Origin of the sequence: Variovorax sp. RO1 (genome assembly GCF_002849325.1) — a bacterium.
Taxonomy (GTDB): domain Bacteria; phylum Pseudomonadota; class Gammaproteobacteria; order Burkholderiales; family Burkholderiaceae_C; genus Variovorax.
Genome location: NZ_PKMT01000001.1, coordinates 810,259 through 836,845, shown reverse-complemented (window position 1 = coordinate 836,845; position 26,587 = coordinate 810,259). Strand labels below are relative to the sequence as shown.

General features: G+C 68.8%; 28 protein-coding genes and 1 pseudogene. 15 read left to right on the top strand and 14 right to left on the bottom strand.

Annotated elements, in window-relative coordinates:
* The first annotated feature begins 30 nt into the window (after positions 1-30).
* Both bamA and CY658_RS03890 read left to right on the top strand, forming a co-directional pair.
* Entirely contained in the window at positions 31-2,436 is a 2,406-nt protein-coding gene (gene bamA / locus CY658_RS03895) for an outer membrane protein assembly factor BamA (protein WP_374221080.1), read from the top strand.
* A 16-nt stretch (positions 2,437-2,452) separates the two neighbouring features.
* Entirely contained in the window at positions 2,453-3,136 is a 684-nt protein-coding gene (locus tag CY658_RS03890; protein WP_101488945.1) for a response regulator, read from the top strand.
* On the opposite strand, the gene CY658_RS03885 is transcribed toward CY658_RS03890, so the two are convergent.
* The 3 genes from CY658_RS03885 to CY658_RS03880 are packed head-to-tail and all read right to left on the bottom strand — an operon-like array spanning position 3,111 to position 3,798.
* A complete protein-coding gene (locus tag CY658_RS03885; RefSeq protein WP_143713589.1) occupies positions 3,111-3,389 on the bottom strand; it encodes a hypothetical protein in 279 nt (92 codons plus the stop codon). The genes CY658_RS03890 and CY658_RS03885 overlap by 26 nt on opposite strands.
* A gap of 12 nt (positions 3,390-3,401) precedes the next feature.
* Positions 3,402-3,548, bottom strand: a complete 147-nt coding sequence (locus CY658_RS32670; RefSeq protein ID WP_180838862.1) for a hypothetical protein — start codon at positions 3,546-3,548, stop codon at positions 3,402-3,404.
* Positions 3,538-3,798 carry a hypothetical protein gene (locus tag CY658_RS03880; RefSeq protein ID WP_257884666.1) on the bottom strand — a complete coding sequence of 87 codons (261 nt, stop codon included), beginning with the start codon at positions 3,796-3,798 and terminating at the stop codon, positions 3,538-3,540. Before CY658_RS03880 ends, CY658_RS32670 begins: the two co-directional genes overlap by 11 nt.
* Positions 3,799-3,964: 166 nt before the next feature.
* Here CY658_RS03880 and CY658_RS03875 point away from each other — a divergent pair, with 166 nt between their 5' ends.
* Both CY658_RS03875 and CY658_RS03870 read left to right on the top strand, forming a co-directional pair.
* Positions 3,965-5,545 carry an ATP-binding protein gene (locus CY658_RS03875; RefSeq protein ID WP_101488942.1) on the top strand — a complete coding sequence of 527 codons (1,581 nt, stop codon included), beginning with the start codon at positions 3,965-3,967 and terminating at the stop codon, positions 5,543-5,545.
* Positions 5,542-6,246 (top strand): response regulator, encoded by a 705-nt coding sequence (locus CY658_RS03870; protein ID WP_101488941.1) that lies wholly within the window; start codon positions 5,542-5,544, stop codon positions 6,244-6,246. The genes CY658_RS03875 and CY658_RS03870 overlap by 4 nt, the downstream gene beginning before the upstream one ends.
* 28 nt (positions 6,247-6,274) lie before the next feature.
* Here the strand turns inward: CY658_RS03870 and CY658_RS03865 are convergent, their stop codons facing one another.
* Positions 6,275-6,961, bottom strand: coding sequence for a TetR family transcriptional regulator C-terminal domain-containing protein (locus tag CY658_RS03865; protein WP_180838861.1), 687 nt, complete (start codon positions 6,959-6,961; stop codon positions 6,275-6,277).
* A gap of 49 nt (positions 6,962-7,010) precedes the next feature.
* A complete protein-coding gene (locus CY658_RS03860; protein ID WP_180838860.1) occupies positions 7,011-8,453 on the bottom strand; it encodes an aminotransferase-like domain-containing protein in 1,443 nt (480 codons plus the stop codon).
* A gap of 253 nt (positions 8,454-8,706) precedes the next feature.
* Here CY658_RS03860 and CY658_RS03855 point away from each other — a divergent pair, with 253 nt between their 5' ends.
* The 5 genes from CY658_RS03855 to CY658_RS03835 all read left to right on the top strand — a co-directional run bounded on the left by CY658_RS03855 (position 8,707) and on the right by CY658_RS03835 (position 15,784).
* Positions 8,707-10,077 carry an NAD(P)-dependent oxidoreductase gene (locus tag CY658_RS03855; protein ID WP_374221079.1) on the top strand — a complete coding sequence of 457 codons (1,371 nt, stop codon included), beginning with the start codon at positions 8,707-8,709 and terminating at the stop codon, positions 10,075-10,077.
* 69 nt (positions 10,078-10,146) lie between these two features.
* Complete coding sequence (preA, locus tag CY658_RS03850) at positions 10,147-11,463, top strand: NAD-dependent dihydropyrimidine dehydrogenase subunit PreA (protein ID WP_101488937.1); 1,317 nt, start codon at positions 10,147-10,149, stop codon at positions 11,461-11,463.
* A gap of 77 nt (positions 11,464-11,540) precedes the next feature.
* Positions 11,541-13,046: an NCS1 family nucleobase:cation symporter-1 gene (locus CY658_RS03845; protein ID WP_101488936.1), complete on the top strand. Its 1,506-nt coding sequence runs from the start codon at positions 11,541-11,543 to the stop codon at positions 13,044-13,046.
* Positions 13,047-13,069: 23 nt separating this feature from the next.
* Positions 13,070-14,509: a dihydropyrimidinase gene (gene hydA, locus CY658_RS03840; protein ID WP_101488935.1), complete on the top strand. Its 1,440-nt coding sequence runs from the start codon at positions 13,070-13,072 to the stop codon at positions 14,507-14,509.
* A gap of 18 nt (positions 14,510-14,527) precedes the next feature.
* Complete coding sequence (locus CY658_RS03835; RefSeq protein WP_101488934.1) at positions 14,528-15,784, top strand: Zn-dependent hydrolase; 1,257 nt, start codon at positions 14,528-14,530, stop codon at positions 15,782-15,784.
* Positions 15,785-15,809: 25 nt separating this feature from the next.
* Here CY658_RS03835 and CY658_RS03830 read toward each other — a convergent pair whose 3' ends face one another.
* From CY658_RS03830 to ycaC, 4 genes are all read right to left on the bottom strand, one after another.
* Positions 15,810-17,027, bottom strand: a complete 1,218-nt coding sequence (locus tag CY658_RS03830; protein WP_101488933.1) for an acyl-CoA dehydrogenase family protein — start codon at positions 17,025-17,027, stop codon at positions 15,810-15,812.
* 98 nt (positions 17,028-17,125) lie between these two features.
* Positions 17,126-17,722, bottom strand: coding sequence for an NADPH-dependent FMN reductase (locus CY658_RS03825; RefSeq protein ID WP_101488932.1), 597 nt, complete (start codon positions 17,720-17,722; stop codon positions 17,126-17,128).
* 103 nt (positions 17,723-17,825) lie between these two features.
* Positions 17,826-18,515, bottom strand: coding sequence for an isochorismatase family protein (locus CY658_RS03820; RefSeq protein ID WP_101488931.1), 690 nt, complete (start codon positions 18,513-18,515; stop codon positions 17,826-17,828).
* A 7-nt stretch (positions 18,516-18,522) separates the two neighbouring features.
* Positions 18,523-19,149 (bottom strand): isochorismate family cysteine hydrolase YcaC, encoded by a 627-nt coding sequence (gene ycaC, locus CY658_RS03815; protein WP_101488930.1) that lies wholly within the window; start codon positions 19,147-19,149, stop codon positions 18,523-18,525.
* A 121-nt stretch (positions 19,150-19,270) separates the two neighbouring features.
* Here ycaC and CY658_RS03810 point away from each other — a divergent pair, with 121 nt between their 5' ends.
* From CY658_RS03810 to CY658_RS03795, 4 genes are all read left to right on the top strand, one after another.
* On the top strand, positions 19,271-19,726 hold the full coding sequence (locus CY658_RS03810) for a hypothetical protein (RefSeq protein WP_257884665.1): 456 nt from the start codon (positions 19,271-19,273) through the stop codon (positions 19,724-19,726).
* Between the two features lie 178 nt (positions 19,727-19,904).
* Positions 19,905-20,603 (top strand): Bax inhibitor-1/YccA family protein, encoded by a 699-nt coding sequence (locus tag CY658_RS03805; RefSeq protein WP_101488929.1) that lies wholly within the window; start codon positions 19,905-19,907, stop codon positions 20,601-20,603.
* Between the two features lie 35 nt (positions 20,604-20,638).
* Positions 20,639-21,184: an Rrf2 family transcriptional regulator gene (locus tag CY658_RS03800; RefSeq protein WP_101488928.1), complete on the top strand. Its 546-nt coding sequence runs from the start codon at positions 20,639-20,641 to the stop codon at positions 21,182-21,184.
* Between the two features lie 101 nt (positions 21,185-21,285).
* The gene (locus CY658_RS03795; RefSeq protein WP_101488927.1) at positions 21,286-21,732 is read left to right on the top strand and encodes a universal stress protein; all 447 of its coding nucleotides are present in this window, start codon (positions 21,286-21,288) and stop codon (positions 21,730-21,732) included.
* A 39-nt stretch (positions 21,733-21,771) separates the two neighbouring features.
* On the opposite strand, the gene CY658_RS03790 is transcribed toward CY658_RS03795, so the two are convergent.
* The 4 genes and pseudogenes from CY658_RS03790 to CY658_RS03780 form a co-directional block, all read right to left on the bottom strand.
* Positions 21,772-22,203 (bottom strand): hypothetical protein, encoded by a 432-nt coding sequence (locus tag CY658_RS03790; protein WP_101488926.1) that lies wholly within the window; start codon positions 22,201-22,203, stop codon positions 21,772-21,774.
* A gap of 54 nt (positions 22,204-22,257) precedes the next feature.
* Positions 22,258-22,755 carry a GNAT family N-acetyltransferase gene (locus CY658_RS32880; protein ID WP_257884824.1) on the bottom strand — a complete coding sequence of 166 codons (498 nt, stop codon included), beginning with the start codon at positions 22,753-22,755 and terminating at the stop codon, positions 22,258-22,260.
* 24 nt (positions 22,756-22,779) lie between these two features.
* Positions 22,780-23,343: pseudogene (locus CY658_RS32945) on the bottom strand (HD domain-containing protein); the annotation flags it as partial.
* Between the two features lie 65 nt (positions 23,344-23,408).
* Complete coding sequence (locus CY658_RS03780; RefSeq protein WP_101488924.1) at positions 23,409-23,996, bottom strand: hemerythrin domain-containing protein; 588 nt, start codon at positions 23,994-23,996, stop codon at positions 23,409-23,411.
* 154 nt (positions 23,997-24,150) lie between these two features.
* On the opposite strand from CY658_RS03780, the gene CY658_RS03775 reads away from it, so the two are divergent.
* Together CY658_RS03775 and CY658_RS03770 are read left to right on the top strand one after the other, a co-directional pair.
* Positions 24,151-24,663 carry a universal stress protein gene (locus CY658_RS03775; protein ID WP_101488923.1) on the top strand — a complete coding sequence of 171 codons (513 nt, stop codon included), beginning with the start codon at positions 24,151-24,153 and terminating at the stop codon, positions 24,661-24,663.
* A gap of 129 nt (positions 24,664-24,792) precedes the next feature.
* Positions 24,793-25,317, top strand: a complete 525-nt coding sequence (locus CY658_RS03770; protein WP_180838859.1) for an OsmC family protein — start codon at positions 24,793-24,795, stop codon at positions 25,315-25,317.
* Positions 25,318-25,338: 21 nt separating this feature from the next.
* Here CY658_RS03770 and CY658_RS03765 read toward each other — a convergent pair whose 3' ends face one another.
* A complete protein-coding gene (locus CY658_RS03765; RefSeq protein ID WP_101488921.1) occupies positions 25,339-26,523 on the bottom strand; it encodes a DesA family fatty acid desaturase in 1,185 nt (394 codons plus the stop codon).
* Between the last annotated feature and the right edge of the window lie 64 nt (positions 26,524-26,587).

Genomic DNA, 26,587 nt, shown 5'->3' with positions numbered 1-26,587 from the left:
TCCTCCGACATTGGTGAAGACCATGCGGTGATGATGATTCCTCCCAAGTCTCTCGCCGCCCTTGCTGCGTTGTGCCTCGCGATGGCGGCCTGCCCGGCACAGGCCGCCGACCCGTTCACCGTGCAGGACATCCGCCTCGAAGGCCTGCAGCGTGTCGAAGCCGGCACGGTGTTCGGGACCCTCGGCCTCAAGGCCGGCGACACGTACAGCGACGACCGCGGCAGCGCGGCCATTCGCGCGTTGTTCGACCTCGGGCTCTTCAAGGACGTGCGCATCGACGTCAACGGGCATGTGCTCGTCGTCATCGTCGAAGAGCGCCCCACCGTCGCCGATGTCGACTTCGCCGGCACCAAGGAATTCGACAAGGCCGCGCTGCAGAAGGCGCTGCGCGACATCGGGCTGGCCGAAGGCCGGCCGTTCGACAAGGCATTGGCCGACCGCGCGGAGCAAGAGCTCAAGCGCCAGTACATCGGCCGCAGCCTCTACAACGCGCAGGTGGTCACCACCGTCACGCCGCTGGAGCGCAACCGCGTCAACCTGACGTTCAGCGTGACCGAGGGCGAACCGGCGCGCATCACGCGGGTGCGCGTGGTGGGCCAGCAAGCCTTCGACGAGCGCACATTGCTCGACCTGTTCGACCAGGACAGCGGCGGCTGGCTGGCCTGGTACACGAAGTCGAACCAGTACGCGCGCGCCAAGTTCGACGCCGACCTGGAAACGCTGCGCTCGTTCTACCTGACGCGCGGGTACCTCGAGTTCCGCATCGAGTCCACGCAGGTCGCGATCTCGCCCGACCGGCAGACGCTCGAACTCACAGTGAAAATCACCGAGGGCGAGAAGTTCGCTGTGGCCGGCGTAAAGCTGGCGGGCAACTACCTGGGGCGCGAGGACGAGTTCAAGTCGCTCGTCACCGTGCGCCCCGGCACGCCCTACAACGGCGAGGACGTGGCGGCCATCACCAAGGCCTTTGCCGACCACTTCGGCACCTTCGGCTACGCCTTCGCGCGCGTGAAGGCCGAGCCCGAGATCGACCGCGCCCAGCGCCGCGTCGTGATGGTGCTGAACGCCGAGCCCGGGCGGCGCGCCTACGTGCGGCGGCTGAACATCGGCGGCAATGCGCGCACGCGCGACGAGGTGCTCCGCCGCGAGTTCCGCCAGTACGAAGGCGCCTGGTACGACAGCACGAAGATCAAGCTCTCGCGCGACCGCGTGGACCGCCTGGGCTTCTTCACCGACGTGAATGTCGAGACCGCCGAAGTGCCGGGCAGCAACGACCAGGTCGACCTGAACGTCACCGTGGCCGAGAAACCCACGGGCTCGCTGCAACTCGGCGCGGGCTACTCCTCGACCGACAAGATTTCGCTGAGCTTCGGCATCACGCAGGAGAACGTGTTCGGCTCGGGCAACTACCTCGGGTTGCAGGTCAACACCAGCTCGTACAACCGCTCGGTGTCGCTCACGGCCACCGACCCGTACTTCACGACGGGCGGCATCTCGCGCACCTTCAACCTCTTCCACACCACCACGCGGCCCTACTACGAGGCCGACGGCAACTACAAGCTCGCGAGCGACGGCGGCTCGGTGCGCTTCGGGCTGCCGGTGAACGAGCTGGACACGGTGTACCTGGGCATCGGCGTGGAGCGCTATGCGTTCACGCCCGGCAGCAACGGCTCGTACACGCTGGTCAACGGCTCGTATGTCTACACCGCCACGCCGCAGGCCTACCTCGACTACTTCCAGTGCACCGGCACCGCGCCGAGCGTGGTGTGCGCGGGCAAGAACGTGGTGGGCATCCCGGCGACAGTGGGCTGGTCGCGCGACGACCGCGACAGCGCGCTGGTGCCCACGCGCGGGCGCCTGCAAAGCGCCAACCTCGAGCTGGGCGTGGGCAGCGCGCTGCGCTACCTGAAGACCAACTACCAGTACCAGCAGTACGTGTCGCTGTCCAAGCAGTACACGCTGGCCTTCAACGGCCAGCTGGGCTACGCGAAGGCGCTGGGCAGCAGCAGCTTCCCGATCTTCAAGAACTTCTACGCGGGCGGGCTCGGCTCGATCCGCGGCTTCGAGCAGAACTCGCTGGGCCCGACCGACGCGGTCACCGGCGGTTCGCTCGGCGGCACGCGCAAGGCGATCTTCAACATGGAGCTGACCACGCCCTTCCCCGGCGCGGGCAACGACAAGTCGCTGCGCCTGTACACCTTCTTCGATGCGGGAAACGTGTTCGCCGAACGCACGGCGGGCATGACCGATGCGCAATGGAAGGCGCAGAACCGCCTGCGCGCCTCGGCCGGCCTGGGCATCAGCTGGATCTCGCCACTGGGCCCGCTGCGCCTGGCATATGCGGTGCCGATCATCTACCAGAAGGAGGACACGGCCAACGGCATCGCCGCCGACCGCACGCAGCGCTTCCAGTTCCAGATCGGCACGTCCTTCTGAACCGGCCCGCAAGACCATGAGCCGCATCCTGCTGGTGGAACACGGACGCGACATCGCGTCGGTGCTGCTGGACCTGCTGCACCGCGCGGGCCACGAGGTCGAGCAACTCGGCGACGGCGCCGCTGCGCTCGACCGCATCCTGCATGCGCCGCCCGCGCTCACCCTGCTCGACGTGGTGCTGCCGCGCATCGACGGACTGCAGGTGATCGAGCAGGTGCGCTCGCGCAGCGACCATCCGATCATCGTGCTGACCGCACGCGCGCACGAGACCGACCGGCTGCGCGGGCTCGACCTGGGCGCGGACGACTATGTCTGCAAGCCCTTCTCTCCGCGCGAGGTGGTGGCGCGCGTGCACACGGTGCTGCGCCGACACGCGCAGCGCGACCTGAACGTGGGCATGGCGTCGCCTTCCGTGGCTTTCGACAGCGCCATGGGCGATGCGTGGCTGGAGGGGCGGGCCCTGGCGCTCACGCGCCGCGAGCTGCTGTTGCTGCGCGCGCTCTCGCGCGAGCCGGGCCGGGTGTTCACGCGCTCGAAGCTGCTCGAAGCAGCGTTCCCCGAAGCGCTCGACGTGAACGAGCGCGCGGTGGACGGGCACATCAAGAACCTGCGGCGCAAGCTCGCGGCCGTGCCGCCCTCGCACGGCTGGATTCGCTCGGTCTACGGCGTGGGGTTCAGCTTCGCGGAACGGCCGGGCTGAGGGCGGACCGGGTCTTGCAGGGGCCGTGGCCGCGCGGCGTGCGGCTTTCATGGCGGCTTTGCATGATCGTCGCCAGGCGCGAGTTGCGCACCTCGGCCTGCCGGGCTTCCGCGCAAGCGCCGCGTGCCGCGACGCTGATGCCCAGCGCCAGGCTGCAGAAGGCCAGGCCGCCCGCGCAGGTGTGCGCCAGCGCGCGCATCGCGGCGCGTGGCGTCACCCACCAATGACCGGGCGCGGCGGACGGGAGCGGCATGCGCAGCACCGCTCAGCCTTCGGTGCGCGGTGGCACGAGCGCGCGGCCTTCGGTCAGCGGGAGCCTCTGCACCGCAGCAGCCGCGGGGACCGACGCAGCCAGGCCCGCCGCACCGATCGCAGCCAGCAGGCCCCGGCGCCCGATCGCTTCATCGGCCATGGGCAGCCTCCTTCTTCGCAGGTCCCTGCACGCCCGAGGCCCGTGCCTCGGCCCAGACCACGAGCAGCGTCCACACATGCGCGACGACCCAGAACAGCGCCGCCAGCAGGAACAGCAGCAGGTCGACGCCGGTGTCGGCCGGCGGTGTCGCCGCGGGCGCCGCGTGCCCCGGCGGGGCCCAGGCGAGCGCGGCGGCGGCCAGCGCGTGGAAGGCAAGGGTCGGGCGGGAGCGGTGCGTGTCCGGTGTCATGGCCCGCATCGTGCGATCCGAATCGGGAGAAATGTGGGAGAGGTGCAGGAAGGCGCCTCTCCCAGATTCCTCCCCAATCCGCAGCCATGATCGACGGCTTGCCTATGACGTCCCCGCCCCCGAAACGCATGCCGCAGAATGCGGCCATGCCTCCGCCGCCGAGCCCATGCCGCGCCTGACACTCTCCCGCAAGATCTTCCTGGCGCTGGCCGCCCTGCTGATCGTGCTGCTGCTCAGCTTCGTGGGCTTTTCGATCGTCGCGCTGCAGCGGGGCCTGGGCGCCTACGTGGCCGAGATCGAGATCCGCCGCATGGACTGGCTCTCTCAGCTCCTGCTGAAGCACTACACCGCCAACGGCGACTGGAAGAAGCTGCGCGACAACGACGAAGCCTGGCACCGCCTGCAGATGGGCCAGCTGGCGCTGGTGATCGACGGCGCCACCACGCCCGACGACCGGCGCCTGCCGCCCTGGTACGAGCGCCGCACGTCAGGCGACAACGCGCAGCAGGCCGAGTCGTCCAGTGGCCTCTCGAACACCGCCTCGCCGCCGCCCCCGCCACCACAGCTCGACCTGCTGCCCCGGCGCTTCGCGATGCCACCACCGGGCTTCTTTCCCGGCCTGTCGGGCCCGCCCGATTCGATCTACCGCCGCCTCGCCCTGCTCGATGCGCAAGGCGCGTGGGTGGTCGGCGCCACCCTCGACCTGGCCACCGCCGCGCGCCTGCCCATCCGACGCGGGCGCACCGTCGTCGGCTACCTCGCGCTGGCCCCGGTGCAGGGCCTCGAAAGTGAGGCCGACCGCGCCTTTCTTGCGCAGCAATCGGGCGTGATCGCACTCACGGGGTTGTGCGGCCTGGCCTTCGCGCTGGCCCTGTCGTGGCTGCTCGCACGCCGCTGGTTCAAGCCGATCGATGCGCTCACGCAGGCCGCGCAAGACGTGGCGCGCGGGCGGCTGTCGACCCGCGTCGCGGTCCACGGCTCCGACGAACTCGCGCTGCTGGGCAAGACCTTCAACGACATGGCGCAGCGCCTGGACACCGTCGAGGCCTCGCGCCGCGCCTGGCTGGCCGACGCGGCGCACGAGCTGCGCACGCCGCTGGCCGCGATGCGCGCGGAGATCGAAGCACTGCAAGACGGCGTGCGCAGCTTCGACGAGCGCACCGCGCTGCGGATGCACCGGCAGGTGATCCGGCTCGGCCAGCTGGTCGACGACCTGCGCAGCAGCATGCGCGAGCCCCAGAGCGACCTGCTGAAGGCGCCGGTGTACCCGCTGTCGCTGCTGAAGGAGGCGCTCGACCACACGCGCGACCGCTTCACGCAGCGCGGCATCGCGGTCGATCGCGACGCCATCGACCGCATCGCCGCCTCGGCCCAGCCGGTGATCGACGGCGATGCGCACCGGCTGCACCAGGTCTTCATGAACCTGCTCGAGAACACGCTGGCCTACACCGATGCCGGCGGCACACTGCGCATCGATGCGACCGTCGAGGGCGCATGGACGGGCAATTGCCTCACGCTGGTGTTCGACGACAGCGCGCCGGGCGTGCCCGAGGAAGAGATTCCGCGGCTCTTCGACCGCCTGTTCCGCGGCGAGACCTCGCGCAGCCGCGCGCTGGGCGGCTCGGGGCTGGGCCTGTCGATCTGCCGCGCGACCCTCGAGGCGCACGGCGGCAGCATCGAGGCGGCGCCCTCGCCGCTGGGCGGCCTGCGCATGACGGTCACCCTTCCGCTGGCGGCTTCCGCATGACACGCATCGTGATCGTCGAGGACGAACTCGACATCGCCTCCGTGGTGCAGGACTACCTGCGCCACGCCGGCTACGACACCGAACATTTCGCCGACGGGCAGAGCGCGCTCGAACGCATCGTCGCCGCACCGCCCGACCTGACGCTGCTCGACATCATGCTGCCGCGCCTCGATGGCATCGAGGTGCTGCGCCGCGCGCGCGAGCACACAGCGCATCCGATCATCATGCTCACCGCGCGCATCGAAGAGGTCGACCGCCTGCTCGGCCTGGAACTGGGCGCCGACGACTACGTGTGCAAGCCCTTCTCGCCGCGCGAGCTCGTGGCGCGCGTGCGCGCCGTGCTGCGCCGAACCGCGCCTGCTGCTGCACCGGGACAGTCGACTGTTTCGGACAACGCACCGGGCCTCGTGCTCGACGATGTGCACTGGCGCGCCTCGCTCGACGGCACGCCGCTGAACCTCACGCGCCGCGAGTTCGGTCTGCTGCAGGTGCTGTCGCGGCACCCGGGCCGCATCTTCTCGCGCGCCCGGCTGCTGGAGCTGGCCTACGACGACACCGTGGACGTGACCGAGCGCGCCATCGACAGCCACGTGAAGAACCTGCGCCGCAAGCTCGGTGCGGTGACGCCCGCGCACGACTGGATACGGTCGGTGTATGGCGTGGGCTTTGCGTGGGAACCGCCGGCCGACGCGGTGCATTGAACACCCTTGTTTCCTGTGGAAGCAGCGCTCAGCCGTTCCACGGCGGGCTCGCCACCACCGCCGACGTCGCGGGCCGCGACAAGCCCAGCGCCCCTTCCAGCATCCGCATGATCGTCTCGCGCGCCTGGTCGAAATCTTCCGGCTCCAGCGCCTGCTTGCCGAGCAGCATCCGCATCTGCCAGGCGAAGTCGGCATAAGTCTGGGTCATGGCCCAGAGCGTGAAGAGCAGGTGCGGCACCGGCAGCGGGTCGATGTCGCCGCCCGCCATCCAGCGTTGCAGCACGGCCGCCTCGGCCCGAAAGGCGGGCACCAGCTTGGCCTGGATGTCGTCGGCGCACTGCGGCGCCTGCGAGATGATTTCCTGCGCGAACAAGCGCGAACCTGAGGGGTGGTCGTAGGAGAACTTGAGCTTCTGCGTGACGTAGCGCTCCAGCGCCGCGTGCGGATCGAGGTCTGCATCGGCGAGGCTGTCGAGATTCGACAGCCACGAATCGAGCACGTCGTTGAACACGCGCCGGTACAGCGCCGACTTCGAGGGAAAGTAATAGAGCAGGCTCTGCTTGGAAACGCCCGCATCGGCCGCGATGTCGTCGACCGACACACCGCCATAGCCGTGCAGCGCAAAGCACTCCTGCGCGACGGCGAGGATCGCGCTCTCCAGGTTCTGGCGGCGCGCCTGGCGCTTCACCGCGGGGGGACGTGGCGCAATGCTCATCGAATGACCTCCGCGCTGCGCGCTTGCCTGGAACGGCACTGCGCAGCACTCATGGGTTCTTGATCCGCGCCAGGAAGCGCACCAGCCGCTCGTCGCCGCACTGCGTGACGTTGAACCGGAACCACGCGAAGGGCTGCGGCGTGGTGCAGAAGTCCGCGGCGGCGGTGAGCGGCAGGCCCTGCTTGCGCGCCTCCAGCAGCACCGCATCGCTCGACGGCCGCGGCTCGCTGCCGGCCGGCCAGCCGGCGCAGAGGAAAGGGCCACCATCGGGCACGCACAGCGCCTGCAGGCCCGCCCCGGTCAACAGCGACAGCGTGCGCTCGCCAGCGATCTTCAAGGACGTGTTGAGCCGCTGCAGGAAGCGCGCGTGGCCGGCATCGGCCAGCACTTCGCAGGCCACGCGTTCCTCGAACTCGCTCGGCCCGAGCGTGGTGTGCAGGCAGCGCAGCGCGGGGTCGTCGGTCCAGCGCTGCGGCAACAGCACATGCGCGAGCCGCAGGCGGGCCGACAACGTGGCCGAGACGCTGCCGACCTGGGCCACGCGCTGCAGGCCGTCCATGGCCGCCAGGCTGGGCGCCTGCAGCGGCGAGAGCCCGCGCCACGCATCCAGCTCGATGACGCGCAGGTCGTGCCGCTCGGCGGCTTGCAGCGCCTGGTGCGCGCCTTGCGGCGTCATGCACACGCCCAGCGGATTGGACACGGCCGTCGACACGAACAGCAGCCGGCGCCTGCCCTCCGCAGGCAGCAAGGCGGCCTGCTCGTCGAGTGCGGCAATGTCGAGGCAGCCGCCACGCCGCGGCACTTCCAGCGTGCCCCGGCCCAGCGTGTGAATCAGCCGGCGCAACTGGCGCGACGCGGGCGACTCGATCAGCACCGCGTCGCCGGGCGCGGTCCACGCCTGCAGCAGGCACATCGCAGCGCCGAGGCTGCCGGCGGCGGTCATCACCTGCTGCGGACCGAGTGCGGGCAGCTCGGCGCGATGGCGTGCGGCGATGCGCTCGCGCAGTCGCACCAGTCCGAGCCCGGGCCTGGCGCCGTCGTCCCATTCGGGGGTCGCGCGGGCCACGCGACGCATGGCCTCGCGCACCAGTTCGTCGCCACGGTATTCGGCCGGTGGCGGCCTGTCGTGGTCTGCGTGCGCCTCGGCCGCGGGCGGCGCAACAACGTTCGGCGCAGGCGCTGGCCGGTGCAGCACGTAGTAGCCGCTGCCCGGCCGCGAGGCCAGCACCGAGCGGGCACGCAAGGCGCTGTACGACTCGGTGACCGTGAAGGTGCTGATGCCCAGCTTGCCGGCCAGCGCGCGCACCGAGGGCATCTTGGTGCCGGGCGCCAGGCGTCCGTCGATGACGCGCAGCTCGACGCCCACCACGAGGCGCTGGGCCAGCCCGAGGCCGGGCGCGGCTTCGTCCATGTCGCCCATCAGGCCCTGCATCCAACCGGCACCGGCCGGTGCCGTCTGGCGCAGCGCCGACGCGTTGCTTGAACTCTGCATCACCGGGTCTCCTTGAGAAACGCATGCGGCCTGTCTGGACAGGGTTTGCCCTGGACAACTGTGCTGGGGAGTGCACCAAACAGCATGGTCGACAGCGGCAAACACTTTCTTGTGCGCCGCGCCAACTGTGTATGGGCGGCACACCTCGTTTGCTGAATCATCGCGACATTCGACCACTTGGTCAAACTTCATGAGGGCTCGATCTCTCATGTCGCACACGGTTACCCCACCACGACCTGGAGCTTGAAAGTCCATGAGCAGCACGATGAATCCCGTCGCGCCCAGCGCGCACATTGCCTCCGATGTGCGCGCCGGCCGTCTCGACCCCGCGCAGTACGCCAAGAACTTCTGCGACGCCCACCCGCCGCTGAACGTGGTGCAGGCCAACATCGAGGCCGAGCGCTGCTATTACTGCTTCGACGCGCCCTGCCAGACCGCCTGCCCCACGGGCATCGACATCCCGACCTTCATCCGCCGCATTGCCGACGGCAACCTGCGCGGCGCGGCGCGCACCATCCTCGAAGAGAACCCGCTGGGCGGCATGTGCGCCCGCGTCTGCCCGACCGAGGTGCTCTGCGAGCAGGCCTGCGTGCGCAACAGCAACGAGAGCAAGCCGGTCGAAATCGGCCTGCTGCAGCGCCACGCGACCGATGCCTTCTTCGACGCGCCCGGCGCACCGCTGTTCGTGCGCGCGGCCGACACGGGCAAGCGCATTGCCGTGGTCGGCGCGGGCCCGGCCGGCCTGGCCTGCGCCCACCGCCTCGCGGTGCTGGGCCACCAGGTGACGTTGTTCGATGCGCGCCCCAAGCTCGGCGGCCTGAACGAGTACGGCCTGGCGAGCTACAAGACGGTGGACGGCTTCGCGCAGCGCGAGATCGAATGGCTGCTGTCGGTCGGCGGCATCGACGTGCGCAACAACCAGGCGCTGGGCCGCGAGCTGCACCTGGATGCGCTCGCCACCGACTACGACGCGGTGTTCCTCGGCCTCGGCCTGGCCGGCGTGAACGCACTGGGCCTGGGCGAGCAGGCCGGCGTGCGCGACGCGGTGGATTTCATCGCCGAACTTCGGCAAGCCGCCTCGCCGGCCGACGTGGCCATCGGACGCCACGTGGTGGTGATCGGCGGCGGCATGACCGCCGTGGATGCGGCCGTGCAGTCGCGCAAGCTGGGCGCGGAAGACGTGAGCATCGTCTACCGGCGCGGCGCCGAGGCCATGGGCGCCTCGGTCGACGAGCAGAGCTGGGCCAAGGAGAACGGCGTGCGCATCATCCACTGGGCCGCGCCCAAGGCCCTGCGCGCCAAGGGCGGCGTGCTGCGCGGCATCGACTTCGCGCGCACTGCGCTGGTCGACGGCAAGCTGGTCGAGACCGGCGAGGCTCTCGCGCTGCAGGCCGACATGGTGCTGTGCGCCATCGGCCAGAGCTTTGTTGCGACCGCGCTGGAAGACAGCGGCGTGCGCTTGCAAGGCGGACGCATCGACACCGATGCCGAATGCCGCAGCTCGCGCCCGAAGGTGTGGGCCGGCGGCGACGCGCGCTTCGGCGGGCGCGACCTCACGGTCGAGGCGGTGGAAGACGGCAAGCAGGCCGCGCTGTCCATCGACCGCCACCTGCGCGCCGCCTGACGCGACGCCGCCCCTCTTCCTTTCTCACCTCTCATCCGAGCGCGCCGCGGCGCGACAGGAGCAATTCACATGGCAGACCTGAGCATCGACTTCGTGGGCATCCGCAGCCCCAACCCTTTCTGGCTGGCCTCGGCGCCGCCGACCGATAAAGAGATCAACGTGGTGCGCGCCTTCGAGGCCGGCTGGGGCGGCGTGGTCTGGAAGACCGTGGGCGAAGACCCGAACGTGGTCAACGTGCACGGCCCGCGCTATGCCGTGTCGTATGCAGCCGACCGTCGCGTGACGGGCTTCAACAACATCGAGCTGATCTCCGACCGGCCGCTGCGCACCAACCTCGACGAGATGACGCGCGTGAAGCGCAACTGGCCCGACCGCGCGCTGGTGGCGTCGATCATGGTGCCGTGCACCGAAGAGGCCTGGAAGAACATCCTGCCGATGGTCGAAGACACCGGCTGCGACGGCATCGAGCTGAACTTCGGCTGCCCGCACGGCATGAGCGAACGCGGCATGGGCGCGGCCGTGGGCCAGGTGCCCGAGTACATCCAGATGGTGGCCGAGTGGTGCAAGCACTACTCGAAGCTGCCGGTGATCGTGAAGCTCACGCCCAACGTGGCGGACATCCGGCCCGCCGCGCGCGCGGCCAAGAAAGGCGGCGCCGACGCGGTGAGCCTCATCAACACCATCAACTCGATCATGGGCGTCGACCTCGATGCGATGGCGATGTTCCCGCACACCGACGGCAAGGGCTCACACGGCGGCTACTGCGGCCCCGGCGCCAAGCCGATCGCGCTGCACATGGTGGCCGAGATCGCGCGCGACCCGCTGACGGCGGGCCTGCCCATCTCCGGCATCGGCGGCGTCTCGACGTGGCGCGATGCGGCCGAGTTCATCGCGCTGGGCAGCGGTTCGGTGCAGGTGTGCACCGCCGCCATGGTCTACGGCTTCAAGATCGTGCAGGACCTGTGCGACGGCCTCTCCAACTTCATGGACCAGAAGGGCTACGCCAACCTCGAACAGATGCGCGGCCGCGCGGTCGGCAGCATCACCGACTGGCAGCAGCTCAACCTGAACCACGTCGACAAGGCGGTGATCCACCAGGACCTGTGCATCCAGTGCGGCCGCTGCCACGTGGTGTGCGAAGACACCTCGCACCAGGCCATCAGCGCGACCAAGGACGGCACGCGCTTCTTCGAGGTGAAGGAAGAAGAGTGTGTCGGCTGCAACCTGTGCGTGTCGATCTGCCCGGTGCCCGGCGCGCTGTCGATGCGCACGCTGAAGGCCGGCGAGACGGACGCGCGCACCGGCCACCCCGTCGCCGGTCACTACGCCAACTGGACCACGCACCCTAACAACCCGTTGCGCGTCGCCGACGCCAGCCCGCACTGATCCGCGGGGTCGGCACGGATCGTGCCTGCGCCGCGTGAGTCCCCTTCCCAGCCCAGCCCCATGCAGGAACAAACACCATGAACACCTCATCGCAAAGCGGCAGCCCCACAGCCAACCTCTGGAACGAAGACCTCGCGCCCACCACGCTGGCGCAGCGAACGTGGCGCTGGTACCACTTCGCCGCGCTCTGGGTGGGCATGGTGATGTGCATCCCCGCCTACATGCTGGCGGCCAGCCTGATCGAAGGCGGCATGTCGTGGGGGCAGGCGGTGCTGACCGTGTTCCTCGGCAACGCCATCGTGCTGGTGCCGATGCTGCTCATCGGGCACGCGGGCGCGAAGTACGGCATTCCGTATGCGGTGATGGCGCGCGCTTCGTTCGGCACGCGCGGCGCGCGGTTGCCGGCATTGCTGCGCGCCATCGTGGCCTGCGGCTGGTACGGCATCCAGACCTGGTTCGGCGGCCAGATGATCTACACGCTGGTCGGCGTTCTCATGGGCCAGCAACTGGGCGGCGACAAGCTGCCGATGCTCGGCATCAACGGCGCACAACTCGTGTGCTTCCTGATCTTCTGGGCGATCCAGCTGTACTTCGTGGTGCACGGCATCGAATCGATCCGCCGGCTCGAAACCTACACCGCGCCGCTCAAGATCATCGTGTGCATTGCCCTGCTCTACTGGGCCGTGCAGCGCGCGGGCGGCCTGGGCCCGATCTTCGACCAGCCTTCGCAGTTCGAGGCCGGCGGCAAGAAGGCCGGCATGTTCTGGGCGGTGTTCTGGCCGTCGCTCACGGCCATGGTGGGCTTCTGGGCCACGCTGGCGCTGAACATTCCCGACTTCACGCGCTTCTCGCGTTCGCAGCGCGACCAGGTGGTGGGCCAGGTGATCGGCCTGCCCGCACCCATGGGCCTGCTTGCGATGATGGCCGTGATGGTCACCTCGGCCACGGTGGTCATCTACGGCAAGGCGCTGTGGGACCCGGTCGACCTGGCCAGCCGCATGACCGGCGCCGCGGTGCTCATTGCGCTCATCGTCCTGCTGATCGACACGGTGAGCGTGAACCTGGCGGCCAACCTCGTGGGCCCGGCCTACGACTTCTCTGCCCTCAACCCGAAGAAGATCTCGTACCGCACGGGCGGCTACATCACGGCCGGCATCGCCATCGTGATGATGCCGTGGAAGGTGCTCGAAACCACGCAGGGCTACATCTTCACCTGGCTCATCGGCTACTCGGCGCTGCTCGGGCCGGTGGCGGGCATCCTGATTGCCGACTACTACCTCATCCGCCGCAAGGAGCTGGACGTCGATGCGCTCTACCGCGAGAACGGCGCCTACAGCTACGGCAACGGCTGGAACATGGCGGCCGTCATCGCCTTCGTCGTCGGCGTGCTGCCGAACATTCCGGGCTTTCTGAATGCGGCGTTCCCGCAGGCCGTGCCGTCGATGCCCGAGTTCTTCAAGACGATCTACACCTACGCCTGGTTCGTCGGCGTGGTGCTGTCGGCCGTGGTCTACATGGGGCTGATGAAGGCGCGCGCGCCGCAGCTTCAGGGCATGACCCCGCCCCTCAAGAACCCCAGCTGAAACAACGTAAAGGAACCCACGCCATGACCGTTCTCATTCGCGGTGGCACGGTGGTCAACGCCGATGCCGAGCACCGTGCCGACGTGCTCTGCCAGGGGGAAAAGATCCTCCACGTCGGCACCGACCTGCAGGTACCGACCGGCGCCGAAGTCGTCGATGCCGGCGGCGCCTACGTGATGCCCGGCGGCATCGATCCGCACACCCACATGCAGTTGCCGTTCATGGGCACCGTGGCGGCCGACGACTTCTTCAGCGGCACGGCGGCGGGCCTGGCCGGTGGCACCACCAGCATCATCGACTTCGTGATTCCCGACCCGCAGCAGTCGCTGATGGACGCCTTTCGCATGTGGCGCGGCTGGGCCGAAAAATCCGCCGGCGACTACAGCTTTCATGTGGCCGTGACCTGGTGGAACGACAGCGTGCACAAGGACATGGGCACGCTGGTGCAGGAGCACGGCGTGAACAGCTTCAAGCACTTCATGGCCTACAAGAACGCGATCATGGCCGACGACGAGATCCTGGTGAAGAGCTTCCAGCGTTCGCTCGAACTCGGCGCCATGCCCACGGTGCACGCGGAAAACGGCGAGCTGGTCGCGATGCTGCAGCAGCAGTTGCTGGCACAGGGCATTCGCGGCCCCGAGGGCCATCCGCTGTCGCGCCCGCCGATGGTCGAGGCCGAAGCCGCCAACCGCGCCATTGCCATCGCCGAGGTGCTGGGCGTGCCGATCTACGTGGTGCACGTGTCGTGCGGCGAGGCGCTGGAAGCCATCACCCGCGCCCGCGCGCGCGGCCAGCGCGTGTACGGCGAAGTGCTGGCCGGCCACCTGGTGGTCGACGAGAGCGCCTACCGCGACCCCGACTTCGCGCGCGCCGCCGCCCACGTGATGAGCCCGCCCTTTCGCTCGCGCGAGAACCAGGCCATGCTGTGGCGCGGCCTGCAAGGCGGCAACCTGCACACCACGGCGACCGACCATTGCACCTTCTGCGCCGAGCAGAAGGCCGCCGGCCGCAACGACTTCACGAAAATCCCCAACGGCTGCGGCGGCGTCGAAGAACGCATGGCCGTGCTGTGGGATGCGGGCGTCAACGCCGGCCGGCTCACGCCGTCGGAGTTCGTGCGCGTCACCTCCACCAACGCGGCGCAGCTGTTCAACCTGTACCCACGCAAGGGGGTGATCCAGGCCGGGGCCGACGCCGACATCGTGGTGTGGGACCCGAAGGCGACCAAGACCCTGTCGGTAAAAACGCAGCACTCGAAGAGCGACTTCAACATCTTCGAGGGCCGCGAAGTCACCGGCGTGCCGCGCCACACCGTGAGCGCGGGCCGCTGGGTCTACCGCGACGGCGACCTGCGCGCCGAACCCGGCACCGGTCGCTACCTGAAACGCCCGCCCTTCGCGCCGATGTTCACCGCGCTGGAACGCTTCAAGCAGCAGCACGCGCCCACGGCCGTGGCGCGCTGAATCCCCAAGGAGTCATACATGAATGCAGCAGTGGACACACAGGTGCTGACGATCAACGGCGAGCGCCTGTGGAACTCGCTGATGGAGCTGGCGCGCATCGGCGCCACGCCCAAGGGCGGCGTCAAGCGGCTGGCGCTCACCGACCTCGACAAGCAGGGCCGCGACCTCGTGGTCTCGTGGGGCAAGGAAGCCGGCCTGAGCATCACGGTCGACAAGATCGGCAACGTCTTCATGCGCCGCGAAGGCACCAACCCCGCGCTGCCACCCATCGTGTCGGGCAGCCACATCGACACGCAGCCGACCGGCGGCAAGTTCGACGGCAACTACGGCGTGCTGTCGGCGCTGGAAGTGGTGCGCACGCTGAACGACCAGGGCATCCGCACCGAAGCACCCATCGAGGTCGCGTTCTGGACCAATGAAGAAGGCTCGCGCTTCGTGCCGGTGATGATGGGCTCGGGCGTGTTCTGCGGCGCCTTCAGCCTGGAACACGCCTATGCCGCGAAAGACACCGAAGGCAAGACGGTGCGCGAAGAGCTGGAGCGCATCGGCTACGTGGGCAGCCAGACGCCGGGCGACCACCCCATCGGCGCCTACTTCGAGGCGCACATCGAGCAGGGGCCGGTGCTGGAAGACGCGGGCAAGGTGATCGGCGTGGTGCCGGCGGTGCTGGGCCTCTCGTGGTACGACTGCGTGGTGACCGGCATGGAAGCGCATGCGGGCCCCACGCCCATGCACCTGCGCCGCGACGCGCTGCAGGTGGCGACGCGGATCATGCAGGAGGTGGTGGCCATCGCGATGCGCTACCAACCGTACGGCCGCGGCACGGTCGGCATGGTGCAGGTGCACCCGAACAGCCGCAACGTGATTCCAGGGCAGGTGAAATTCTCGGTCGACCTGCGCAACGTGAACGACGAGCTGCTCGACCGCATGCATGGCGAGATCCTGGCGTTCGTCGAGCGCACGGGCCGCGAGACCGGGCTGGGCGTGACCATCGAGCGCGTGTCGTACATCCCGCCCTGCCCGTTCCACCCCGACTGCGTGGACGCGGTGCGCCGCGCCACCGAGAAGCTCGGTTACTCAAGCATGGATGTGGTGTCGGGCGCAGGCCACGACGCGATCTATGCCGCGCGGCTCGCACCGGCCGGCATGATCTTCGTGCCTTGCAAGGACGGCATCAGCCACAACGAGATCGAAGACGCGCAGCCCGACCACCTGACGGCCGGCTGCAACGTCTTGCTGCACGCGATGCTGGAGCGCGCGAAGCGCGTCGACTGACGCGCTCGCGGCGGCGGCGTTGCCGTTACTGGTACGCCGCCAGCTCCTGCTTCGCGATCGCGTTGCGGTGCACCTCGTCGGGGCCGTCGGCCACGCGCAAGTGACGCTCGTAGGCGTAGAAGTGCGTGAGCAGCGTGTCCTGGCTCAGGCCCATCGCGCCGAAGGCCTGCATGGCCCAGTCGATCACCTTCACGCAGTTGTTGGGCGTGAGCACCTTGATCATCGCGATCTCTTTCGCCGCAACCTTGTTGCCCACGGTGTCCATGCGGTAGGCCGCGTGGAGCACCATCCAGCGCGACTGCTCGATGAGCATGCGCGACTCGGCAATGCGCTCGCGCCACACGCCCTGCTCCGACAGCGGCTTGTGGAAGGCCACGCGCGACACGAGGCGCTGGCACATCATCTCCAGCGCGGCTTCGGCCATGCCGATGGCGCGCATGCAGTGGTGGATGCGTCCGGGGCCAAGGCGGCCTTGTGCAATCTCGAAGCCGCGGCCTTCGCCCAGCAGGATGTTCTCGACCGGCACGCGCACGTTGTCGAACACGATCTCGGGGTGGCCGAAGGGCGGGTCGTACATGCCGAGCAACTGCATGTCGCGCACGATGGTGATGCCCGGCGTGTTCTTCGGCACGAGCACCATCGACTGCTGCTTGTGGCGGTCGGCGTTGTCGGGGTCGGTCTTGCCCATCAGCACGAAGATCTCGCAACGCTCGTTCATGGCGCCGGTGATGTACCACTTGCGCCCGTTGATGACGTACTCGTCGCCTTCGCGGCGGATGCTGCAGCGGATGTTGGTGGCGTCGCTCGACGCGACCTCGGGTTCGGTCATCGCGAACGACGAGCGGATCTCGCCGGCCAGCAGCGGCGTGAGCCAGCGCTCCTGCTGCGCCTTGGTGCCGTAGCGCGCCAGCACTTCCATGTTGCCGGTGTCGGGCGCGGAGCAGTTGAAGATTTCCGCGCTCCAGTAGCGCCGGCCCATGATCTCGCACAGCGGCGCGTACTCGACATTGGTCAGGCCCGGGCCGTGTTCGGCCTCGGGCAGGAACAGGTTCCACAGGCCGCGCTCACGCGCCTTGGCCTTGAGGCCGGCCATCATCGGCAGCTCGGCATACGGGCGGCCAGCGCGGGCGTTGGCGGCCAGCTCTTCCTCGCGGCGCTTCTCGTTCGGGTAGACGTGTTCGTCCATGAACTTGAGCAGCTCGGCGCGCAGCGCGAGCACCCGGGGCGTGAATTCGAATTGCATGTCGTCTCGTCCTTCTTCCAATGTGCGGTCGAAGATACGTCGCGATGCGGATCGGGACGGTCGTTCGCGCGACAGCACGAACGCCGCCCCTGCGCGAATCAACGTGGGGTGGGCAACGCCGTCGCAAGCGCGGCCAGCGCCGCCACCACCTTCTGCACCGACTGCGCGGCGCGCGCGTCCTTCAGCGCGCCGTCGGCATCGAAGGCCTCGTTCGCACGTCCGAGCGCGAACTGCTGCGGCGCCACCAGCATCGCGAAGGCCATCTGCAGGTACTGGCGCAGGAAGTTCATCGAGCGCAGCGCGCCCAGCGGACCGGGCGAGGCCGACAGCAGCGCGGCCGGCTTGTTGGCCGTGGCGGCCAGGCCGCCCGCGTGGCCGTCGCCCGGTGGAATGCGCGAGAGCCAGCTGAAGGCGTTGATGACCAGCGGCGTGGGAAAGCCGTTGTACTCGGGCGTGACGATCAGCACGCCGTCGCTCGCCGCAATGGCGCGCCGCAGTTCGAGCGCGCCGGCGGGCACGCCCGAGGCGGCCTCGAGGTCGCCGTCGTACACGGGCAGCGCCAGCGCGCGCAGGTCCATCTCCGTCACCTGCAGGCCTGCCGCGCGCGCGGTGGCCGCGGCCACGGCCGCCAGCTGGCGGTTGAGCGAACCGTCGCGGGCGCTGCCGGGAATGATCAGGATGCGGGGACTGTCCATGCGAGGGCTCCTTGCCGTGCGTTGAAATGAGGAACGCCGCGCCGCAGGTTTCGCGTGCGGCGCGGCGTTCGTCAGTGTCGCATCGAGGATGCGATCCGGTGTGTCAGCTGCGCTGCGAATCCAGCTGCTCGCTGTTCGTCACGACCTCCTGCGCCTTCATGTAGCTCTCGATCAGCAGCTGATACGGCGGGAACACGGCGCTGTAGGCCTCGGCCCATTGCGCGGCATCGTCGCGGTGCCAGGTCTTCTGCACTTCGGAGCACACGCCGGCGGTGTCGATCGGCACCACGCCGGCCTGCACCACGCGCGCCAAGGTGATCTCCTGCGCCATCTTCGAGTACGTGCCCGACGCATCGACCACCGCGAACACGCGGTAGCCGTCGTACACGGCCGAGATGCTCGGGAAGGCCATGCACACGCTGGTGATGGTGCCGGCAATGATCAGCGTGCCGCGCCCGGTGGCCTTCACGGCGGCCACGAACTCGGGGTTGTCCCAGGCGTTGATCTCGCCCTTGCGCGCCACGTACTGCGCATGCGGCGCGTACTTGTGCACTTCGGGAATCAGCGGCCCGTTGGGCCCCTGCGGCACCGACGCGGTGGTGATGACCGGGATCTTCGCCAGCGTCGCAACCTTGGCCAGCGTGGTGACGTTGGAACGCAGCTCGGTCATCGGCATGTCCTTCACGGTCTGGAACAAGCCGCTCTGGTGGTCGATGAGCAGCATCACGGCGTCGTCGGGGTCAATGACGGGCTTGGCACCGTTGAAGTTGGCAACGTTGTTGGGGATGGTCATGGCGTGCTCACTTTCCTTGGGTCAGTTGCGTGTAGCTGGTGATGAGGTTGCGGTAATCGGGGATGTGGTTGGAGAACAGCGTGCCCAGCCCCTCGATGTCGTTGCGCCAGTCGCGGTGCAGCTCGCACGCCACGCCGAACCACGACATCAGCTGCGCGCCGGCGGCCGACATGCGGTCCCACGCGGCCTGGCGCGTCACGTCGTTGAAGGTGCCCGACGCATCGGTGACGACGAACACATCGAAGCCCTCGGCCAACGCCGACAGCGCCGGGAAGGCCACGCAGACCTCAGTGACCACGCCGGCAATCAACAGCTGCTTCTTGCCCGTGGCTTTCACGGCCTTGACGAAATCTTCGTTGTCCCAGGCGTTGATCTGGCCGGGGCGCGGAATGTAGGGCGCGTCGGGGAACTGCGCCTTCAGCTCGGGCATGAGCGGGCCGTTGGGGCCGTTCTCGAAGCTGGTGGTCAGCACCGTGGGCAGCTTGAAGTAGCTGGCGATGTCGGCCAGGGCCAGCACGTTGTTCTTGAACTTGTCGGGGTCGATGTCGCGCACCAGCGAGAGCAGGCCGGTCTGGTGGTCGACCAGCAGCACGGCGACATCGTTCTTGTCGAGACGGGTGTAAGGCTTGGACATGAGAGGCTTCCTTTGTGAGGGTGAATGCCGGGGAAAAAATGGCCCCGATGCATGACCGTCAGCGTAAAAGCGCGCCCCGAAGTCCGGTAGTCGGCGAAATTTGCCTGCAGCGTTCCACCCGATGGACGATGGCAACACCCGTGCGCGCAGGTCGGATGAATTCGCGCCCGCCGGGCCCGATCCGTCGCGGCGGGTAAAATACCCCTACATGTCCCGCTGGTTTGCCGCTACCGTCCTCGCTTTCATGCTGTCCTGCTACGGCTTCGCCGTGCTCGCGCATGGGCTGGTGGGCGGCAACCATGTGACATCGTCCGGTGAACGCCAGACCGTCGTGACGCTCGCCGTCTCGCTGGCCGATGGCGGTGACAAGGACATCGGCAACACGTCCGCCGAAGACCCGTCCGCCATGGACGAAGCGGGCTCCGAGCACGCCGAACTGCTCGACGCCCGCCCCCACGCACGCAACCTGCTGGTGCTCTCCGCGCAACCGCCGCGGCTGGGCTCCACGTCGGTGGTCTCGCCACTGCTCGACCGGCCCAAGCGGCCACCCCGGCCCCGCGCCCTCCTCGCCGCCTGAGGCCGCGCGGCGGCGAGCGAACGCCTGAGGACCGATCCGGTCCGGGCGTTTGCGCTCACCCATCCGGCCCGTCGCCTGTTTCACGCGACGCCCCTGCCCCTTCTTTTTCAGCCGTCTGACGGCCCTGCCGCACGTGTCACACGACCCGTCCGGCCCTCTCTCTTTTCAGGATTTTTTGATGAACTCCAGCCAATCGGCCTACCCCTCCAGCTTCGGCGCACCGTTGGCCTCGGTCCAGGAACGCAACCGCGTTCTGCGCAACACCTACTGGCTGCTCGCGCTGTCGATGGTGCCCACTGTGCTGGGCGCCTGGCTCGGCGTGGCCACCGGCCTCACGCGCGCCCTGTCGCCGGGCATCGGCCTCATGGTGTTCCTCGGCGGCGCCTTCGGCTTCATGTACGCCATCGAGAAAACCAAGAACTCCGCCGCCGGCGTGCCCGTGCTGCTGGCCTTCACCTTCTTCATGGGCCTGATGCTGTCGCGCCTGGTCGGCAGCGTGCTCGGCCTGTCCAACGGCGCCAGCCTAGTGATGACCGCCTTCGCCGGCACCGGCGGCATCTTCCTGGGCATGGCCATGCTCTCGACGGTCATCAAGCGCGACATCTCGGCCATGGGCAAGTGGCTCTTCGTCGGCGCCATCGGCCTGCTGGTGGTGGGCATCGCCAACGTCTTCATCCAGTCGAGCGCGCTGATGATGACGCTGTCGGTCGCCGCCATCGGCATCTTCTCGGCCTTCATCCTGCACGACCTGAAGCGCGTGAAGGACGGCCTCGAAACCAACTACATCTCGGCCACGCTGGGCGTGTACCTGAGCCTGTACAACGTGTTCCAGTCGCTGCTGGCCCTGCTGGGCATCGCCGGCGGCCGGGACGAGTAAGCGCACACAGAACGACAAGCAAGGAAGGAAACACCATGCGCCTCACCACCAAAGGCCGCTTCGCGGTCACCGCGATGATCGACATCGCCCTGCACGGCCGCTCGGGCCCCGTCACGCTGGCCTCGATCAGCCTGCGCCAGCAAGTCTCGCTCTCGTACCTGGAACTGCTGTTCGCCAAGCTGCGCCGCAACGGGCTGGTCGAATCCACCCGCGGCCCCGGCGGCGGCTACTCGCTCAGCCGCAAGGCCGCGGAGATCACGGTGGCCGACGTCGTGCTCACCATCGAAGACCTGGGCGCCAGCAAGATCCGTCCGCGCGCCGCCGGTTCGGACAACGAGCCCGGCCGCTGCGAGATCGACGACCTGTGGGCCTCCGTGAACCTGCGCGCCGTCGAGTTCCTGCGCTCGATCTCGCTGCAGAGCCTGGTCGACGAACAGAAGGCCAAGGGCGTGCAGCCCGCCACCAGCGCGGCCGCCCGCCGCACGACAGCCGTCGTCGGCTCGCCGGTGCGTAAGCCCTTCGTGGTCGACGCGCCGAACTCGGTGTTCGCACTGGGACGTCGCCACAGCACGAGCAGCTGACGCACAGGAAGGACGCGCGGGGTCGGCCTTGAATGTGCCGCCCGCGCGACCTAGACTGGAATGGCAAGGCACCCGCGGTGCCGGGGGCCAAGGAGCCTGCCATGTACAAGCGTGTTCTCGTCGCAACCGACGGCTCGCCGCTGTCGGACAAGGCGGTGGCCACGGCCATCGACCTCGCGTTGCTGACCGGCGCCGAGCTGGTCAGCGTCAACGTCGCGCACATCCAGCCGTACGGCTACTTCGAAGGCTCGATGCTGCTGAACCAGACGGATTTCGAAGCCAACCAGAAACACGTCGAGCAGGCGGCCCAGCGCGTGGCCGATGCGGTGCGCGACACCGCGCTGGCCAAGGGCGTGCGCCGCGCCGATTCGGTGGTCATGAAGTCGAACCAGGTGGCCGAGGCCATCATCAACACCGCAAAGAACCAGGACTGCGACCTGATCGTGATGGCCTCGCACGGGCGCCGCAGCCTCGCACGGCTGTTGCTGGGCAGCGAGACGCTGCACGTGCTGACGCACTCGCACATTCCGGTGCTGGTGCTGCGCTGAACGGAACGAAAAAGGCACCGCCCGCGCGGTGCGCGACGGTTATCGGGTCGCGGCCGACTCGACGGTCTCGACCACCGTGCGACCGGCCGGCGGGCACGACGGCCCGGCATCGCGGCCGAAGCAGCGCGCGGCCTGCGTGCGCGCCTGGGCTTCCTGCGCGTGGCGTGCTTGCGCGGCATCGACCTGGTAGTCGAGCAGCCATTTCATGAGCAGCAACATCGCGATCACCAGGCCGAGCGCCACGCCCAGCAGCGTGGTGCGCCAGTTGCGCGGGCGCGCCGCAGCCGGCGCGCGGGCCGGTGCTGCGCTGCTTTCCATCGCGGTGAAGCCCGCAAGGCTGCGGGACGCGCCGCCGTCATGGATGCGGCGGCGGGGCGGTTCGGGGGTCGCGGAACGCGCGGACACCGAGGTCTGCGCGCGCTTCACGCGCGGCGCATGGGCAGTGTCCGAAGGCAGGTGGCGGGCAGGCATGACGGGGGCGATTATGAACGGCCCGCGCGCCCAGCCCGCGCCTCAGCCCGTGCGTCAGGCACCGACGCCGAACGCCGCGTCGTACCGCACCTCGCCGACCGGCCATGCGCCGTGGAACGACACGGCCTGGAAATACTCCGGCGGCACGCCCGGCAGCACCAGGCCGGGCCGCACGACGAAGCCGAAGCGGCCATAGAAGGCCGGGTCGCCCAGCAGCACGCAGCCTTGCGCGCCGGTGTCGCGCAGGCCCGCCAGCGCGGCGTCCATCAGCAGCCGGCCGATGCCCTGCCCCTGGCGCGCAGGCGCCACCGAGATCGGCCCCAGGCCGTACCAGCCGGTCGTGCCATCGGAGATTGCCACGGGCGACAGCGCGACATGGCCGACGATCTCGCCGCCTTCCTCGACCACGAGCGACAGCGTGAGCTGATCGGCCGCGCGCAAGGCGTCGACGATGAGGTGTTCAGTGCCGTCGGCATGCGGTGCCTCGGCAAACGCGGCCACCGTCAGTTGCCGGATGGCAGCCTCGTCGCCCGGCTGCTCGGGGCGAACCACCGGCCCCGCCTCCGCCCGCCGCGCGGCCCCCACCTTCTTCTGCGTGTCGGCATCCACCAACGCCCGCATGGCACGAAACAGCGGCCGCGTGCCGGTGTGCTTCTGGCCGTAGCCGAGGTTGAACTCGTAGTCGAAGTCCGGCGGGTTCGCGCCCTGGTTGTGCTGCAGCAGGGTTTCGAGCTTGTCGAGCGCCTTCACCGCCTGCGCTTCGGGCGTCTCGGCTTTCTCGTACTCGTCCCACAGCGCAAGGATGCCCGCACGCAGCGGCGCATCGAGCGTGCGCGTGAGCACCTGCAGGTCTTCGCGCTCCTGCGCGCTCTTGTTGGGGTGCGCGCCTTGCACGATGGCGGGGATGTCGCCGTGGATCGCCTCGCCCAGGTCGTGCACCACGCACATCTTCAGCACCTTGAGAAGGTCGAGGTCGGCCAGCTCGTCCTCGAAGGCCATGGCCATGAGGCACAGGCGCCAGCTGTGCTCTGCCGTGCTCTCGGTGCGGCCCGAGGCGGTGTGCGCGCTGCGCAGCACGCTCTTGAGGCGCTCGGCCTCGCGAAGGAAGTCCAGCCTTCCCTTGATCTGATCGATGTCCATCTCGCGGTCTCGTTTTGTCCTGAATGTGTCAGGCCGAGCCTAAGCGATCCGCAGGCACACCGTTGTTACAGCGCCGGCCCCAGCCCGATCGGCGCGGGCACCACGTTGACGATGCGCGTGAAGAGCGCGGCGTAGACCTCGTCGGGCGCGGGGTGGCTGGAGAACAGGTCGCGGTTCTCGCCGAAGGCCGCATCGAGCTCGCGCCAGTCGTCCTCGCTGAGCACGCGCTCGGCCAGCGGAAGAATCTCGCGCTCCTCGTGCGCCATGTGCTCCAGGTAGAAGCTCACGTACTCGTTCATCGCCTGTTCGAAGGCCACGCGCCGCGGCTCGCCGAGCATCTCGAACGCGAGCAGCGCGTGCTCGACGTGGCGGATCTTGCGCTCGCCCCAGGCATGGTCGTTGTCGAGCTTGTCCATCAGGTCGCGCGAGATCGGCGTGCAGGCACGCAGCCGGGGAAAGAGCAGCTCGGTCTCCTTCGGGTGGTGGCGCTTCTCGGGAAACTCGTCCACGTAGAACAGCATCGCGCGCAGCGTCGCGAAGTCGGGCATCGTACCCTTGCGGCGGTGCTGGTCGAGCAGCATCACGATGGAACGCAGCATGGCCGCCAGCGCGGCGTGCTCCTGGCGAATGATCTTCACCGCGACATGGGTCATGAGAGGTCTCCTTCTTTCTTCGAAGGCCCCAAGGGTCGCAAGCCCGAGGCCGTGCGGGCTTGCTCCAGATCAAGGCCCGTGCATGCGGCCAGGCACAGACTGGCACGGCATCTCCTCTTTTCTTTCTTCAACGCACCCCTGGAGGTTCCACACCATGTACCAACACATCCTGGTTCCGATCGACGGCAGTTCCACGTCCGGCGAAGGCCTGGCCGAAGCCATCCGCCTGGCCAAGCTCACGGGTGGGCGCCTGCGGCTGGTCCACATCCTCGACGAGCTCTCGTTCGCACTCGGCGTCGGCGTCTACGCGGGCCATTCGAGCGACTGGCTCGCGACACTGCGCACCGACGCCGTGGCACTGCTGGAGAAGGCGCGCGCCCAGGCGCAGGCCGAAGGTGTCGAGGCCGACACTGTGCTGCGCGACGGCTTCAAGGCCGGCGCGGTCCACGACCAGGTGGTGACCGAAGCCATCGCCTCGAAGGCCGATCTCATCGTGCTCGGCACGCACGGCCGGCGCGGCCTGAGCCGCTGGGCCATGGGCAGCAGTGCAGAGCACATCCTGCGCATGGCGCCCGTGCCGGTGCTGCTGATCCGCGCACCCGAAGTCGCTGCGAAGGTCGACTACGAGCGCTTCAGCCTGCCGGACGGGTTGGTCGCGAACCAGTAGGCGGCATCGCCCGCCGCCGGTTTGACGGGGCCCGGCGGCGCGCCCAGAATGAGTTGCAGCGCTCGCGGCTCATTTCTCTTTTTTCGCGCGAGAACCGCCCGCCCGTTCCCCGTTTCAAGGAGCAGCGCCATGAGCTCACCCCAGCACATCCGGCAGTCCATGGACACCCTCGCGAGCCACTTCGCGACGCATCCCCAGAACGCCCTGACCCAGGACAAACAGGCAGTGGCCACACTGGTGTCGGGCCTGCGCTTTCGCGTGACCGGGCCCACGGGGGAATCCCTCGAGACCGACATGCCGAAGGCCATCGGAGGCAACGCGGAAGCGCCATCGCCCGGCTGGTTCATGCGCGCCGCCCTGGCGAGTTGCGAAACGACCGTGATCGCCATGCGGGCGGCGCAGCTCGGCATCGCATTGACGACCCTCGAAGTGGTCGTCGGCAGCCAGTCGGACAGCCGCGGCCTGCTCGGCGAGCCGGCCTCCGTGCCCGCCGGCCCCAGCCGCATCCATGTCGCGGTGCGAATCGCTGCCGATGGCGTGCCGGAGCAGGACCTGCGCGACCTGGTGCAGTGGGCCGAGGCGCACTCCCCCGTGGGCACTGCGCTGCGCCGGGCCATCCCGCTCGATGTCGCGGTGCAGGTCGGGCAGGCCTGACGGCACCGGCGAAGGCTGGCCTCAGGCGTAAGAACGCAGCCGCACCGCAAAGGCCGCCAGCGGCGCGATGCCGCTGGCTTCGGCGCGCTCGCACCAGTCCTGCAGCCGCTTCACCAGCTGCTCGCCGGTGGCGCCCGAGCGGCTCCACAGCGCCGTCAGTTCACGCCGCATCGCGTACATGGTCTCCAGGGCTTGCGAGGCCACCAGCGCCTGCGTGAGTTGGGCGTGGCGCGTGGCGTCGAGCGCCTTTTCTTCCTTGCCGAGCCAGGGCTGCGCGGCGCGCAGTGCGCGGGCCTTGTTCGGTGCGAGCGCATGCGGTCGCGCCAGCTCTTGCGCACAGGCCTGCTTCAGCGAACGCGAGTAGTTCGACAGCACGTCGTAGTGGTGCCGGATCACCGCCTGCACCGTGAGCAGGTCGACGGTGGCGCGCGGCGTGGTGAGGCGCGGCTTCGGCGCGAGGTGCTTCACCTTCGCCAGCCCCACCGCCTGCAGCGCGCGGATGTAGACCCAGCCGATGTCGAACTCGAACCACTTGTTCGACAGCTTGGCCGAGGTCGGGAACGCATGGTGGTTGTTGTGCAGTTCCTCGCCGCCGATCAGCAGGCCGATGGGAAAGATGTTCGTGCTCGCATCCGACGCGGGCCAGTTGCGGTAGCCCCAGAAGTGGCCGATGCCGTTGACCACGCCGGCGGCCCAGAACGGAATCCATGCGATCTGCACCACCAGCACCAGCGCGCCCGGCAGCACGCCGAAGAGCGCCATGTCGATCAGGCCCATGCAGGTGATGCCCAGCGTCTGGTAGCGCGTGTAGAGCCGGCGCTCGAGCCAGTCGTCGGGCGTGCCGTGGCCGTAGCGGCTCAGCGTTTCGGGGTTGCGCGCCTCGGCCACGTACAGCAGCACGCCGCCCCAGAGCACGCGCTTCAGGCCCACCACCTGCGGGCTGTGCGGGTCTTCGGGCGTGTCGCACTTGGCGTGGTGCTTGCGGTGCACAGCAGCCCACTGCTTGGTGACCATGCCCGTCGTCATCCAGAGCCAGAAGCGGAAGAAGTGGCTCGCGATGGGGTGCAGGTCGAGCGCACGGTGCGCCTGGTGGCGGTGCAGAAAAATGGTGACCGAGGCGATGGTGACGTGCGTCAGTGCCAGTGCGGCCAGCAGCACGCCCCACCACGGGAGATCGAGCGCGCCGGAGAGAAGAAAAGATGCCATGCGTACGTACCCTTCAGACACGGTGGACAGTGGCCGCGATTCTCGGAAGCGCCCTGCCCGCAGG